At 46.1% G+C, this 15,671-nt stretch carries 10 protein-coding genes and 1 pseudogene; 9 read left to right on the top strand and 2 right to left on the bottom strand.

Annotated elements, in window-relative coordinates; all coding sequences use genetic code 11:
• Positions 1–24: 24 nt before the first annotated feature.
• Positions 25–993, bottom strand: coding sequence for a DUF1002 domain-containing protein (locus RTX25_RS10740; RefSeq protein ID WP_312653524.1), 969 nt, complete (start codon positions 991–993; stop codon positions 25–27).
• 435 nt (positions 994–1,428) lie between these two features.
• Here RTX25_RS10740 and RTX25_RS10735 point away from each other — a divergent pair, with 435 nt between their 5' ends.
• From RTX25_RS10735 to RTX25_RS10705, 7 genes are all read left to right on the top strand, one after another.
• Positions 1,429–2,157 carry a PEP/pyruvate-binding domain-containing protein gene (locus RTX25_RS10735; protein WP_312653522.1) on the top strand — a complete coding sequence of 243 codons (729 nt, stop codon included), beginning with the start codon at positions 1,429–1,431 and terminating at the stop codon, positions 2,155–2,157.
• A 53-nt stretch (positions 2,158–2,210) separates the two neighbouring features.
• Entirely contained in the window at positions 2,211–3,722 is a 1,512-nt protein-coding gene (locus tag RTX25_RS10730) for a PEP-utilizing enzyme (protein ID WP_312653520.1), read from the top strand.
• 15 nt (positions 3,723–3,737) lie between these two features.
• Positions 3,738–4,451 (top strand): glycerol-3-phosphate acyltransferase, encoded by a 714-nt coding sequence (locus tag RTX25_RS10725; protein WP_312653518.1) that lies wholly within the window; start codon positions 3,738–3,740, stop codon positions 4,449–4,451.
• Positions 4,448–5,194 carry an ABC transporter ATP-binding protein gene (locus tag RTX25_RS10720; protein ID WP_312653516.1) on the top strand — a complete coding sequence of 249 codons (747 nt, stop codon included), beginning with the start codon at positions 4,448–4,450 and terminating at the stop codon, positions 5,192–5,194. The genes RTX25_RS10725 and RTX25_RS10720 overlap by 4 nt, the downstream gene beginning before the upstream one ends.
• Before the next feature lie 5 nt (positions 5,195–5,199).
• The gene (locus tag RTX25_RS10715) at positions 5,200–7,779 is read left to right on the top strand and encodes an FtsX-like permease family protein (protein WP_312653514.1); all 2,580 of its coding nucleotides are present in this window, start codon (positions 5,200–5,202) and stop codon (positions 7,777–7,779) included.
• Positions 7,780–8,177: 398 nt separating this feature from the next.
• Positions 8,178–11,969 (top strand): efflux RND transporter permease subunit, encoded by a 3,792-nt coding sequence (locus RTX25_RS10710; protein ID WP_312653512.1) that lies wholly within the window; start codon positions 8,178–8,180, stop codon positions 11,967–11,969.
• Positions 11,969–12,622, top strand: a complete 654-nt coding sequence (locus RTX25_RS10705) for a helix-turn-helix domain-containing protein (protein ID WP_312653510.1) — start codon at positions 11,969–11,971, stop codon at positions 12,620–12,622. The genes RTX25_RS10710 and RTX25_RS10705 overlap by 1 nt, the downstream gene beginning before the upstream one ends.
• Before the next feature lie 68 nt (positions 12,623–12,690).
• Here RTX25_RS10705 and RTX25_RS10700 read toward each other — a convergent pair whose 3' ends face one another.
• Entirely contained in the window at positions 12,691–13,305 is a 615-nt protein-coding gene (locus tag RTX25_RS10700; protein WP_312653508.1) for a TetR/AcrR family transcriptional regulator, read from the bottom strand.
• 307 nt (positions 13,306–13,612) lie between these two features.
• On the opposite strand from RTX25_RS10700, the gene RTX25_RS10695 reads away from it, so the two are divergent.
• Together RTX25_RS10695 and RTX25_RS14635 are read left to right on the top strand one after the other, a co-directional pair.
• Positions 13,613–13,954 carry an FMN-binding protein gene (locus RTX25_RS10695; RefSeq protein ID WP_312653506.1) on the top strand — a complete coding sequence of 114 codons (342 nt, stop codon included), beginning with the start codon at positions 13,613–13,615 and terminating at the stop codon, positions 13,952–13,954.
• Between the two features lie 21 nt (positions 13,955–13,975).
• Positions 13,976–15,410 (top strand): annotated as a pseudogene (locus RTX25_RS14635) (flavocytochrome c).
• Positions 15,411–15,671 lie beyond the last annotated feature (261 nt).

The following is a 15,671-nucleotide window of genomic DNA, read 5'->3' as shown; positions in this document are numbered from 1 at the left end:
TTCAGATCTCAAGCTGTCCATTTTTCAGTTAAACAGGCCTCTGAAGAAGTCTGCGAGGGCATCCATAAAGTTTCTGAAGAAACCGCTGATGCCTGTCTTGACATCCTCATCAAGACCATCCCATGTTGACTTTACATCATCCATGAGCTTTCCGCCGCCTTCTATGAGGTTTTCGCCGAAGTCTTTGATGGCTGTCTTCTGTTCATCTGTGAATTCGAGCTTGGAGAATTTCTCCATGAGAGAGATCAGTCTCTGTTTGTTCTCTTCCGTGATGACACCATCCAGATTGTAGTTGTTGATTACGGTATTGACGATGTTTGTGATGGTGACCACTGTAATCTCACCATTGTTCTCGTCCTTTTCTTTCTGGATCTGTGCCTTGATTTCAGCTATGGCAGCGTTGAGAAGCTCATCGGAATAGCCTTCCTTGCCTTCATTCTCTTCGCTGATGTCTGAAGTTTCTTCGAGCTCTTCCTGAGCGACGACGATGTTTTCCTCTGGAAGCTCGGCGTCTGCATCGCTGAATGCCTTATATACACCGGCAAGCGCTCCGGAACCGTCAACCGCTTTCACCGAGGCGATCTTAATGTCGAGGTTAATTGCACCCGCAGTAATTGCGGCATTCTGATACTGTGCGGGGGTGATTTTTGTAATGGTCTCAGGGGTAACGATTTCCACGCTCACACCTTCAGCTGTGTCACTTGGCTCAAGATAGACTGAAGAGTATACCTGATGGTAGGAATAGCTGTTATGCAGAATATCATTCAGCTCGTTGATCATGACTTCAATTTCTCTTGAGTCGGTCTTTACGCCAAGAAGTTCTTTGGTCTTTTCGTATTCTGCCTCGGTCAGGCTTTCTCCGAAGGCAAAAGCCGGCTGCTTTATATCAGCAGCCAGTACCTTTCTGCCTCCTATGAAAACTGTAGAAAGAACCATGATCATAGCCACAGCTGCTATATAGCTTATTTTGAATTTCAGGTTTCTTTTTATCATATAACTGATGCTCCTTTTCTTTTAACATGATTATTTTAGCTTATATCCCAAAGGATATCATACATTTCTTAAGTTAAGGAGTAGATAAAATGAAGATTTAGTAAGGACTTGAATGTAGTTATTTAATGATAAGGTGAAGAGCTCTCTTCTTCTTCCATAACCTTACATCAAAAAATAACTTCTGTCTGAAGGGTATAAAAAATATGGAGACTGCAAAAAGGTGGAATGAAACCCTGCCATTTTTTCACATGCCATGGATAGAATGATAACGTTATGAATAATTTATCAAAAATTAAAGGTATTGTAGTAGAAGGTTGCTATTAGCATTATAATCCACTTAACAAGTACATTCTCATCAAGTTGAACATAAGATTAATGGTAGATATGGTTCTGATTAATCCTTATTTAAGTGTTGAAGGAATGAGGTGATCTTAAATGCGTGAAAAATATCTGTATTCACTTGAGGATCTGACCCTTGGTAATGCTGGAGGAAATAAAACGAAAAACCTTCAGTTTCTGATGAGAAAAAGATATCCGGTTCCGAAAGGGTGTGTTGTAAGCTTTTTTGCCCTGAATGATTATCAGGCAGGAAATGAAAATGTGATCGGAAAGCTTAGAAGCGAGCTGAAAAACTTCATTCAGCAAGGGCAGACTTATGCCGTGCGCTCATCGGCTTCAGTGGAAGACCATAATGAGTTTTCTTGCGCTGGTCTTTTTCAGAGCTATCTTGGCATCAGCGGAGAAGATGAGATCATTGAGGCTGTTCTTAAAGTATGGCAGTCTCTCTATGATGTAAAACTTCTGACCTACTGTAAAACTCATGATATCGATACCCAGTCGATTCTTATGGCTGTGATCATTCAGGAAATGGTCGAAGCCAGATCGTCTGGGGTTATTTTTACAAAAAATCCCATTACGGGATTTTCTGAAATCATCATTGAAGCAGGGGAAGGAACAGGGGATGACCAGGTTTCAGCCATGAAAAACCCTGAGCGATGGGTATCCAAATGGGGAAACTGGATAGAAAAGCCGGAAACGAGAATCATCAGTGAGGAGTTTGCGGATCAGCTCATTGAAAATGCGTATCTCATCGCAAAAGCCTATGGTAAACCTGTTGATCTGGAATGGGCTTATGATGGGGAAAACTGTACTTTCTTCAGGTAAGACCCATAACACAGCTGAGCATACCCATCTACTCCAGCCGGATTACAAAGGAAATGCTTCCGGGAATCATCAAGCCTCTGGTCTGGTCGGTGAATACCACCATGATCAACAGAATCTGGACGGAAATTCTTGTGAAGCTTACAGGTGACCCTTCAATAGACCCCGAAAGTCTTACGGGGTACTATTATGGACGGGCATACTTTAATATGGCGCTTTTCGGGCAGGTATTTGAAAGTCTGGGCATTCCTTATGAAGGGCTGGAACTTCTTCTTGGGTTAGAACAGGATGGTCCAAGAAAACCGCATATCAAGCCCGGCATGAAAATCCTGGGGAGACTCCCGAGTCTTCTGTCACTGACAAGAAGCTTTCTTACTGCAGAGAGAAGATACAGAGCTATGGAGCCCTCAAAACATAAAGTCTATGATGAACTGGAAAGAGAAATCAGAGAGAGTGCATCTAAAGAAGAGAACCTCAGACTTGCTCGAAGAATTGCAGAAGAAACAGAGAAAGTCGCCTACTTCAACATCATACTCCCCATGGAGATGATGATGTATCACAGGATGCTCTCAAACGGTCTGAAGAAGGAAGGCTATGATATCCGGGACCTTAAGCTTAAAGGTGTGGAAGAAGCGGCAGATGACTACAGTCCTCACCATCATCTGGCAAAGATGAGAAGGAAATATACCCTGCCTCTGGATTCCTTAAGTGAATCGGACAGGAGAGCACTGGATGAGGATGTTCAGGCGTTTATTCAGAAATTCGGTCATTTCAGCGACAGCGGAAATGACTGCTCGAAGATTCCATGGCGCGAAACCCCATCTCTTGTCTACAGCATGATCGAAATGGCACAGGAACCCTCAAGGAGTAAGCAATGTCTGGAATTTAAGGACCTGAAGTTTCCGCTCATGAAGAGGGGGGTATATGGGAGCCTGTACAAAAGGACTAGCCGGTTTGCAGTCCTTCGTGAATCAATCAGTTCTCTATATACCCAAGGCTATGGTCAGTTCAGAAATGTCTTTCTTTCTATGGGAAAAGAATTTGTCAGGGAAGGTCTTCTTCTGGATCAGGAGGACATCTTCTATCTCTACTGGGATGAGCTCGTCTCCATCGTGGACGACTGGAAAGAGCTGCCTCTTAAGAAGCTGGTTGAGGAAAGAAAAGAAGAGCTTAAGTATTATGAAGGAATACATGCACCAGAAATCATCATCGGAAAAGAGCAGCCGCCCATAAGAAATCATGTGAAAGAGGATCTGAAAGGCATACCCACATCCCTTGGTGTTTACTGCGGTCCGGCAAGAGTGCTTCACGGATTTTCAGATTTTGAGCGTCTCATGGAAGGGGACGTTCTCATCATTCCATTTTCAGATGTGGGCTGGTCACCTCTTTTTGCAAGAGCAGGTGCTGTGATTGCCGAATCGGGCGGGATCCTTTCCCACAGCTCCATTGTCGCCAGGGAATACAGGATTCCGGCTGTAGTATCCGTTTCAGGAGCAACAGGAATCAGAGACGGCAGAATGGTTACCGTGGACGGATACAGCGGAAATATATTTGTTGAGAAAGAGTAGGAGGGAAGTGGAAATATGGAAGATTACGGAAGACTCATCTTATTTTCGGTCATGGGCTATTTCATCGGGTCAGTGTCTTTTGCCCGCACGCTATTCGCCCTGAAACGGCCCGGTGAAGAACCTGCACGTATCACAAGTGTCTCAACAGACGGTGAAGCGGTCATCATCACCCATGCGGTGGGGGCCACAAGCGTCATGATGGCCATGGGCAGGAAATGGGGCGTTCTCACCATGGCTCTGGACCTTCTTAAAGCGTTTATTCCCATGGTCATCCTGAGGATTCTCTATCCTCAGGAATCATATCATCTGATTACCGGACTTTTCGTCCTCATCGGTCATCTGTGGCCTGTTTTCTACCGTTTTAAGGGCGGGGGAGGAAACTCCACGGTGATGGGCATGATGCTTGCTGCAAGTCCTTTAGGTTTTCTCATCACCCAGTCCGGCGGGATGATCATCGGTATGATTGCCCCATCCTTTACCTTCATGGCTGTTGTCGCCCTTTCAATTCCCTGGTTCATGGTGACGGAAGGCGTGACGAGTGACGAAACGCTCTTTGCACTTTTCATGACCCTATTCTATCTGCTTGCGCAGTTGCCGGAGACCCGAGCCTTTCTCCGCTATAAAAAAGAAGGACATACTTTTGATTCGAAATATGTGGTCAATATGATGAAGCATTCATCGAAAATGAAGACAGACAAAAATCAGGAGGGAAAGAAGGAATCATTATGAGCGTTCTTACAGCAAGAAATCTCCGCAGAGTCTATGACGTCGGAAAACATCAGGTCAGAGCCCTTGATGGGGTCAGTCTTGATGTGGAGGAGGGAGAGTTTATCGCGGTCATGGGGCCTTCGGGAAGCGGAAAATCAACACTTCTGCATCTTTTAGGCGGACTGGATCAGCCGAGCGGGGGAGAAATCGAGCTTGCCGGTGAAATGGTATCCCTTCTTTCGGATCATGATGCGACACTTCTTAGAAGGAGAAACATCGGGTTCGTCTTTCAGTTCTACAATCTTCTGCCTACCCTAAGTGCACAGGAAAATATTCTTCTGCCTCTTATCATCGACGGAAAAAAGACGAAGGCGTATGAGGAAAAGCTTGAGGATCTCCTTGTCCGTGTAGGTCTTACAAACAGAAGAAACCACCGTCCAAGTGAGCTTTCGGGAGGAGAGCAGCAGAGAGTATCTCTTGCAAGAGCGTTGATTACAGAGCCCAAGCTTCTCCTTGCCGATGAGCCAACAGGCAATCTGGATTCTAAGACCGGAAAACAGGTCATGGAGCTTCTTGCAGAGTGCGCTAAGGATCTTCATCAGACCATCGTCATGGTCACCCATGATCCTAAAGCAGCAGCCCATGCCGACCGGCTGATTTTTCTTCAGGACGGGAAAATCCAGAAGGAAGTTTCATTTCTGGAGGGACAGAGCATTTCTTCGAAAGCACGCATCATTCTGGACAGTCTTGAGAGCGGGGAGTGATTGCTATGAGACTGACAAAGCTCATCACCATACGCTCCATGTATAAAAGAAAATCAAGAAGCATCCTCACTCTTTTTGGCATCATTATTGGCGTTGCAGCCATATTTTCCATCAATCACGTCAACGAAAAGGCATTTCAGTCTCTGACCGGTTTTTTTGAAGGAACTTCGGGAAAAGTGCAGCTGGAGATATCCAGCCTGACAGAAGGCGGGACCTTTGATGAGGAAATCCTAGGTAGGGTCATTGAGACAGAAGGGGTGGGTAAAGCAGTACCTCTTTTTATAACCACGGCTCTGCTACGAGATGAGGAAGAGGAAGAAGAACCTCTTTCCATCGGTTTTTCCGGAATAGGCAGCGAAGGGTTCTCGCTTTATGGTATTGATTCAATGATGGATCAGGAGGTGAGGAGCTATACGTTTCTTGAAGGCGGATTTTTCTCAGGCAAAGATGAGGCAGAGATCGTGCTCGTTTATGACTATGCTAAGGAAAAAGGGATAGACGTGGGTAGCCGCGTAAGCGTTCAGATGGAACATGGTGTAGAAGAAATGGAAGTAACTGGACTGATCGAGAAAGAAGGAGCGGGCATGACGAGCCTTGGAAAGTTTGGCGTCATGCCTATTGCCTATGCGCAGAAAATAAGAGACAGCGAGGGGAGGATTTCCCGAATCGATGTCCTTGCGGATCCTGATCTGAAAGAGGAGGGAAGTATTGAAGAACTGAAGCAAAGACTTTCAGAAAAGCTTCCCGATACCCTACAGGTGAGCTATCCCAGTCAGGGCGGCCAGGAAACCAGCCAGATGCTGGGCGGGTATCAGATCAGTCTCAACTTCATGGCCGGGATTGCCCTATTTGTGGGCGCTTTTCTTATCTACAATGCACTCTCCATGACAGTTGCGGAAAGGAAACGGGAGATCGGTCTGCTTAGGTGTGTAGGGCTCACAAGAAGCCAGACCATCGGACAGATTCTTCTTGAAGGAATCCTTTTAGGACTTGCAGGTTCGTTGCTTGGCATTCTTCTTGGCATGATACTCTCTGACGGTCTTTCAGGACTTATGGAAAATATCCTGGGCAGTCCGATTGAAAAGGGCGGATTTTCTCTTCTTATGATTCTCTCCAGCATGGCTGTGGGCGCAGGAGTGACCCTTCTCTCAGCAGTTCTTCCCGCATTTTCTGCAGGAAAGGTATCACCTCTTGAAGCTCTTCGCACGGGTGAGGGGAAAAACGAAAACAGGTACCACCGGTATCTCTGGATTCCCGGGCTGGTTCTTCTGCTGTCAGCAGTCGGCATTCTGATCTTAAATCCCTTCCCGTATGATGTACAGTTTCGACTTGGAAGCATGACCGTGTTCATGCTGTTTCTGGGTGCGACACTCATGATTCCTGTGACGCTTTTCTTCTGGCAGTATATCGTGAAATGGCCGTTCAGGATTCTTTTTGGCGGAATCGGAGTCATCGGCATAAGAAACATCGAAAGGTCAAAAAGCAGGACTATGCTTACAGTTGCGGCTCTTATGGTGGGCGTTTCCATGATCGTAGCAACGCAGGGGATAACCGGTTCATTCAGGGCGGATCTTCTTGACTGGATGGATGCCTATCTTGGGGGAGATATCTTCATCAGCTCCTCTATTCCGGTAAACTCAGATCTTCGCAGGCAGCTGGAAGCTTTTGATGAAATCGAGGTGGTTTCACCATCGGCTACACAGCCCGCAGTATGGATCAGAGAAGGCGGCGAAGAAAAGATCACCTTACTTGGCATCGATCCAGCAGCTTACAGCGAAGTGACACGATTTGTCTTCACCGATGAAAATACAGACGAGGAGGAGGTCCTCAAGGAAATGAATGAGGGGAATCATCTCCTGATATCAGAAGTCATCTCCAAAAAATTCGGGGTTAAAGAAGGAGATACGATCACCCTGGAAACGGTAAGCGGTAATCATGATTTCATTGTGACAGCAGTGGTTCTGGATTTTTCCAGTCAGGGCCTTGTGGTCACCGGAAACCTCAGCGATCTGAAGATATGGTTTGACAACACCGATGTCAGCAGTTTTTCTGTAAAATCTATGGATGGGGCGGACGCAGATCTTACCCGGGAGAAACTGAAGGAAGCATTTAAAGATGACTATGATCTCATCATAGAATCCAACACTGCGCTTAAAGTCCAGGCGGATGAACTGATGAACCAGGCTTTCGGCATGTTTGATGTCCTTGGCATTCTTGCGGTTATGGTTGCTGCACTTGGTGTACTCAATACGCTGACCATGAGCGTTATGGAAAGAACTCAGGAAATCGGTATGCTGAGAACCATGGGTATGACGAGGCTCCAGATTGTGAAGATGATTGAATCGGAAGCTGGACTTCTTGGGGTGATCGGAGGTGTACTCGGCCTTTTTCTTGGACTTCTTCTCACAAGGATTCTTATTGCCGCCATGGGCGCCATGTCCGGTTACCAGCTGGACTTCCTGCTGCCTGTAAAAGCCATCTGGATGAGCATTGCTGTTGCGGTTACGACGTCTTTTCTTGCAGCACTCTTTCCTGCGGTTAAAGCGGCAAAGACACCGATGCTTTCCGCCATCCATTACGAGTAGGCCAAGGATAACGATGTTCCGGGATGGTATGCGATTTAAATTTCATTTCATGCTGAAACTGCGTGATGGAAAGTACAGTACAGTTTATGAACAAGGAATAGGACCAAGCCCCGATAACCGGCCACGGATAAAGAAGACTGCATACCTGATCCGTATAATTTGGACAAGGGTATCTCAGCCCGGATATATCTCCGGGCATTTTTATTGGATCAGAATAACTCAGTATGTCATATCGCGAAAACATCTGTCTGCCAGTCGGTGAAGCGTTTTCAGGCTTCCTGCCATATCTTTCAGAAAAACATAAGAAGATCCTTGTTTACACATTATTCAGAAGATGCTAAAATGAGTCATAATTTCCGACCGACCGTTCGGTCGGCTGTTCTTAAGGAGGACTTGAAATGATTTCGAAATATAGCGTACGAAAACCATACACCGTTGTGGTTGCAGTCATTCTGACCATAGTGTTAGGGGTAATATCATTTATGGGCATGAAGACGGATCTTCTGCCTACTCTTGATCTGCCGTTTGTTGTGGTCATCACACCCTATCCCGGTGCAAGTCCTGAGAAAGTGGAACAGCTGGTTACAAGACCGATGGAAGCTGCTCTTGGAACTTCAAGCGGATTGAGCAGTCTGAATTCGATCTCCAATGAAAATTCCAGCATCATCATGATGGAATACGTTCAGGGAACCAATATGGACAGTGCCATGATTGCGCTCTCCGGCAGTATCGATCAGGTCAAAGCGAGTCTTGAAGAAGGAATCGGACAGCCGATCGTCATGAAGATCAGCCCGGATATGCTTCCGATCATCGTGGCAAGTGTAGACGTTGAGGGTATGGCAATCGATGAACTCTCCACCTTCACGGAAGAAGTGGTTATGCCTTCCTTTGAAAGGCAGGACGGTGTCGCATCCGTAACTGGAAGCGGACTTGTGGAAACAAGGCTGGAAATCAGTCTTGTCCCTGACAAAATCATGGCGCTGAACGAAAGAGTGAAAGGAAACATACAGACCGAACTTGCCAAAGCGGAGAATGAGCTGAAAGATGCAAAGAATGCTCTGGCTTCGGGGCAGAAAACACTTGCGACAGAATCAGCAAGTCAGAAAGATCAGATCGCAAAAGCGAGCACAGAATTAAACAGCGCCATGGGCAATCTCAATGCGCTTCTTGCTGAAGAGGCAAGTCTTACCGCAGAAAAGGCAGCACTGGAAGGTGTAAGAGAACAGCTGAGCGGAATTCTTGATCTCAATGCGGTGTTTGAAAGTATATTCCCCAGTGGAGCAGAGAACCTTTCACCTGAAGATTTTCAGGCGGTTCTTGATTCCATGCAGAATCCGCCGGATGGCATCGCAGGAATGACTCAGGAAGGAGCCGATCAGCTGTCCGAGCAGGCTAGAGAAGCCATCAAGACGCTGATTGCAGTAGAGCTTGACCTTCAGAGCATCGGCATCAGACAGATGACCATATCTGCCATGAAACCGCAACTGGAAAATGGACTGAATGAAGCAAAAAAAGCCTATGAACAGCTGGAAGCGGGAAAAATCACCATGGCAGTGGAGCTTGCCAAAGCTGAAGTGCAGATGCAGACAGGTATGTCCGAACTCGATAAGGGAATGGCCACCTTTCAGGAATCCAAAGAAGAGGCTTTAAGCAGTGCAGACCTTAATAATATTCTTACAGAAGAGATGATCTCCAATATCCTGAAAGCTCAGAACTTCAGTATGCCTGCAGGATACATCGGAGACGGGGACGACCAGATCCTTGTTAAGGTCGGCGATAATTTTGAAGAACCGGAAGAAGTCGATAGACTGGTGCTCTTCAGCATGGAACCCATCGGTGACATCTTCCTTAATGAAGTTGCATCCGTGGAGAAAAAGGACAATTCCGATTCCCTCTATACGAAGGTCAATGGTAACGATGGTGTCCTTCTGACTTTCCAGAAGCAGAGTACATCCTCCACAGCAGAGGTATCCGACGCCATCGACAAGGAAATCGGAAGACTGGAAGCTCAGCATGAAGGACTCAGCATCACATCCATGATGGATCAGGGCGATTACATCGACATGATTACAAGCAGTGTCATGCAGAATCTCCTTATCGGCGGTGTCCTTGCGATTCTCGTGCTTCTCATCTTCCTGAGAGATTCGAAGCCGACTTTCGTTATTGCACTCAGCATACCGATCAGTCTGACCTTTGCCGTTGTCCTCATGTACTTCAGCAATGTAACGCTGAATGTCATTTCACTTTCAGGCCTTGCCCTGGGTGTCGGAATGCTTGTGGACAACAGTATTGTTGTCATCGAAAATATCTACAGGTTAAGAAAAGAAGGCATGCCGGCAATGCAGGCGGCAATAGAAGGAGCAAATGAGGTTTCAGGAGCGATCTTCGCCTCAACCCTTACGACAATCTGCGTATTCCTTCCTATCGTATTCACACAGGGTATTTCCAGGCAGCTGTTTGTGGATATGGGACTGACCATCGCCTACAGCCTGATTGCAAGCCTTATCGTGGCACTGACGCTTGTCCCTTCCATGGGTGCGACGCTTCTTAAGACGACCAGTGAAAAAGAACATAAATGGTTTGACGGAGTCATCAGAAGTTACGGAAGAACCCTTGAAAAAGCGCTTCAGTTCAAGTTTCTGGTGGTCCTTTTCACCGTAGGACTTCTTGGTCTCAGCATATACGGGGTAACCCGTATCGGAACAGCATTCATTCCGGAGATCGATTCTCCTCAGATGTCCGCATCTTTTGAAGCACCGGACGGTCTGACTACAGATGAAGTCAACGCGCTGAATGATCAGGTGGCGGAACGTATACTTTCCATTGAAGCCGTTGAAACAGTCGGCGTCATGCGCGGCGGCGGTGGCGGAGTCATGGGTATGGGAATGGGTGGTCCGGAAAGTCCCGGAACTAGCACGTTCTATATCCTGCTTGAAGAAGACAGAGAACTGACCAATCGTGATGTGGAAAAACTGATCTACGAGAAAACGGAAGATCTGGGTGGAGAAGTCAGCGTATCAGCTTCCAACATGGATCTTTCCGCACTGGGCGGAAGCGGTATCCAGGTGGAAGTAAAAGGATTCGATATGGATAAAATGGCTGAAATATCAAGAGAAGTGGCTACGCTTCTTAAAGAAACCGAAGGTACTGAAGATGTTCTTACCGGGCTTGAAGATGCAGGGGAAGAAATCCGAATCATTGTGGATAAGGATAAAGCCATAAGAGAAGGGCTGACTGTGGCACAGGTCTTCCAGGAAGTATCCACAGTACTCAGCCAGGAGATTACTGCGACACAGCTTACGGAGCTTGGAACAAGCTTCCCGGTTGTTCTTCTGAAACCGGAAAAAGACGGACTTTCAAGAGAAACCATCGGAGATCTTTCCATGACGGTCACCCAGAGAGACGGCAGCGAAAAGACCGTGATTCTGAAAGATGTTGCAGATATAGAGGAAACTGAAAGTGTTCAGGCCATTAGAAGAGTAAACCAGAGCAGATACATGACCGTAACCGCATCTGTTGCTGAAGGGTATAATATCGGACTGGTCGGACGGGCATTTGATGAAAAGCTCAGTACACTGGACGTTCCAGAAGGATATGAAGTGACCCTGGCAGGAGAGAATGAAAGCATCAGGGATACCATGAAAGATCTCGTTGCCATGATTCTTCTTGCCATCGTCTTCATCTACCTCATTATGGTTGCACAGTTCCAGAATCTGCTTTCACCGTTTATTGTGCTCTTTACATTACCTCTGGCGTTTACGGGAGGATTCCTTCTCCTTCTGATTGCAGGAATGGACCTGTCCGTCATCGCTATGCTTGGATTCCTTGTTCTTGCAGGGGTCGTCGTCAATAACGGTATTGTGTTTGTGGACTATGTCAATCAGCTGAGAGCAAGAGGATATGAAAAAAGAGAAGCCCTGATTCTGACCGGTACTACAAGGCTGAGACCGATCGTCATGACCGCACTGACTACCATTCTGGCCATGACGACACTTGCACTAGGACTAGGAAGCGGTGCGGAAATGATGCAGCCTATGGCTGTAGTAACCGTCGGCGGCCTGGCTTATGCCACTCTTCTGACACTGTTCATCGTTCCGATCCTCTATGATCTTTTCGTTCGAGAGAAAAAGAGAAGCGAGGATGACTTCGAAGAAAATAAAGAAACAGACCACAGTATGGAGGGAAGATAATGGATTTTGCGGAAAAATATACAGAGAAACAGATCCATATCTTTGAGGCGGTCATGACGCTCCTGAGAGAGGGCAGACAGATCCATGAACTGAAGGTCGCAGATATCGCAGGCTCCGCCGGTATGGGCAAAAGCACAGCCTATGAGTATTTCTCAAGTAAAGAGGAAATCATCCGTGAAGCACTGACCTTTCATCTCAGAAAGAGCTTTCTTGAACTCACCGCATATATCTTCCAGGAGAAAAAATTCAGCAGAATGATGGAAAATGCGCTTGACTATCTCGATGAAAGCCTTGAAAAAAGATTCACGGGCGTATTCGTGGTGCTGCTCTCGCAAAAACATGACCGGAAGAATGCGGGCAGTCTGATGGATGAAGAGATGAGACTGAAGCTTGAGACTGTAGTAATCGATCAGATGAAAAAGGCGCTCATGATTGGGCAGAATGAAGGTCAGATCGGTGAGGATATCGGCCTACCGGAGTTCAAGATGGTCGTATTCGGCTTATTCAGCGCATATGTCCACGAACTCTTTCCGCTGAAAATCGGCGGATGTATGATGGAACCTCAGAAAATAGAAGGTGACGAGATAAATGCTCTGGAGATTTCTGAGCTGAAGAAAAGAACACTGACACTCATCTTAAAAGCACTGGCATAGGATAAAGAATCAAAAAGCACCTGGTCACATCCCTTATGAGCGGATGTGACCAGGTGCTTTATATCTATTTACCGGCTTAAAATGCGATGATTCAGACCTTCAAACTGCATTCTGATGGAATCTTTGATTTCCTTCTCGCTGTATCCTTCAAGGATTACACTGTTGAAGCCGCCTAATATGGCGAAGTAGACAAGATAGACATAGTCCACAATGAGTTTTGACGTCATAGCGGATAAAATGATACCTTTTTTCTGAGCAGCTTCCACCATTCTGATTTTGTCTTCATAAAGTTCTCTGTTCATGGCGTGGTAACGTGCGCTGATTTCTTTGAGTTCAATGATTTCATCCACCATGAAGAAGAAATTGTCGCCAAAGACGGAGATGTGTTTGACGAATTCAAAGATCATATCTTCCATCTGGTCCATGAGCGGTTTATCGGTTGAGAATACGGCTTCATGAATTTCCCGCAGACCTTTCTCGAAGCGGTCGAAAGCGGCGGAGTACAGACCGTATTTATCTTTGAAATAGTAATAGATCGGGCCTCTCGAGATGGAAAGACTGTTGGTGATGTCGGTCAGCTTTGTTGCACCGTATCCCTTGGTGGAAAAAATCTCTATGGCCTTATCGATCAGCTTGTCGATGGTTTCTTTATCCAGATTCTTCTCTTTACTTTTATCTGACACCTAATCACCCCCTGACCTTTATTTTAACATATACAGAGTCATCCAGGCAGAAAAACATGATGTGAAGCGGCTAAAAATTATTTCGTTAATTATTTATTAAAGTGATTGATTTATGTTAAAAATTAAACTATAATGAGTTCCTATTATACATGCATGCATGTATAATTATAAAACTGAAAAGCGAAAAGTGTTTCAATGACTGAGGTTTACGAATCACCCGGGATATTCGGGAGCTTTATTCAGTAAAATGCTGACAGAAAATCCGGAAGATATCATGTGTATAAATTAACAATTAAAGGGGTATAAAATGAAAAGCAGAAAGATAATCGCAGTACTGTCCATGTCGCTGATGCTGTTTTCCATAGGCTGCTCAAATGCATCCAAATGGAAAGATGGAACTTATGAAGGAACGGGTGATGGGCTTCAGGATGACATCAAGGTTCAGGTAACCGTTTCAGAAGGAAAGATTTCCAAGGTGGATATCCTTGAACATAAGGAGTCGCCAGGAGTTTCTGATCCGGCACTGGAAAAGATTCCAGCAGCGATTCTAGAGAAACAGACCTTTGAAGTGGACACCATTTCAGGAGTAACTTACACATCCGATGGGATCAAAGACGCTGTAGAAGAAGCACTTAATCAGGCAAAATAAACCATATGAAGGGGTACTAAAATGAGTATACTAAGAAAAAAAGGTACTGCACTTCTGGCAGTGCTTGCTCTGTCAGGAGCGTTATTTACAGGCTGCGCGGCTAAGACAAGTGCCAGCACGAAAGAATATGATGTTGTGGTCGTAGGTGCGGGTGCTGCAGGACTTGCAGCTGCCATTGAGGCTGCGGAGGGCGGTGCATCTGTTGCTGTTCTCGAGAAAATGCCGGTATCCGGTGGAAGTACAATACTTTCCGGTGGTATCGTTTATGGAACAGGCTCAAAGCTTCATGAAGCTGCAGGTGTGGAAGATTCCGTTGAGGATCTTGTTAAATACTGGAGTGAACGTGCTGAAGGCAAGAACGATGAAGAATTTTTAAGATTTGTTGCTGAGCGCTCAGACGAGACCATCGACTGGCTTGTGGATATGGGGGTGGAGTTCGGAGAGCCTGCACCTACAGGAACAAGTCCTGTGGCAAGAGCGGTAACCTCACCGGGTCATGGCGGCGGAATCATTCGTCCTATGGAAGAGTATGCCAAATCAAAGAATGTGGAAATTCTATTTGAGATGACTGCCAAGGAACTCATCAAGGCTGAAGACGGAACAGTCACCGGGGTAAAAGCTGTTGATGCGAAAGGAAAGGAAAACTCTTTTCAGTGCGAAGGCCACAATTCTTGCAACCGGAGGATTTGACCGCAGCAAGGACCTTGTTAAGGAATATGCGCCTCAGGCAGAAGGCCAGACAAGCTTTGCCGGAATCGGAAACACCGGTGATGGACTCACCATGGCAAAGAATGCAGGTGCCGCAGTTCTTACAAACAACGGAGTGATCGGATTCAGGGCTGTAGAAGGCGAAGTTGCCTATACAACAGATGTATGTTCACTCATGTGGATGCCCTACCTTTCCGTAAATAAGACAGGTGAGAGATTTGCCAACGAAACCATGGACTACCCTCTGTTCTACGAAGAACTGATCAAGCAGCCTGAACAGGTGAGCTATCTGATCTTTGACGGCAGCACATATACTGAAGCTCTGGACAAGGCAGTTGAAAAAGGATCAGCATTCAAAGCGGATTCACTGGAAGATCTGGCCGAGCTTGCGGGCATCGATGCAGTCAAGTTCCAGGAAACCGTAAAGAACTACAATGAAATGATCGTAAAGGGTGAGGATACCCAGTTCGGGAAAGTTCTCACTGGCCATACACAGATCGAAAAAGGAAGCTTCTACGCTGTAAAGGTCGTACCGGCTATCCTTGGAACAATGACCGGAATTGCAACAGATCTTGATGCTCAGGTACTGGATGAATCCGGACAGGTCATCAAGGGAATGTTTGCTGCAGGAGAATCCGCCAACGGAAACTTCTACAATAAGGTTTACCCTGCAAGCGGCACATCCATCCAGATGTCTCTGACATTTGGAAGAGTGGCTGGTACTAAAGCTGCAGAGCTTGCAAAATAGAAAATATTCTATATGTACAGACATCAGAGGTCGGCGATCACATTCGGATCCCCTGTCCTTGAATAGATTATCCATGTCCTTTCTGATGAACTGCATACACCCAGACAACCAGAAAAAGCTCGGAATCCGTTAAGATTTCGAGCTTTTTCTTTGGCTTTTTCCTGACCGCAACTGAGGAAAAGATCTTGCGTGATAGGGATAATTTCTTTCACCTATTCCACTCTTAGACAAAAGAATCATTGAGTAACAAAGAGATACAGA

The sequence above is a fragment of the Proteiniclasticum sp. genome, from assembly GCF_032054185.1.
In the GTDB taxonomy this organism is placed as follows: domain Bacteria; phylum Bacillota; class Clostridia; order Clostridiales; family Clostridiaceae; genus Proteiniclasticum.
The sequence above is the reverse complement of the archived record's forward strand: the minus strand, read 5'-3'. Positions and strand labels throughout refer to the sequence as shown.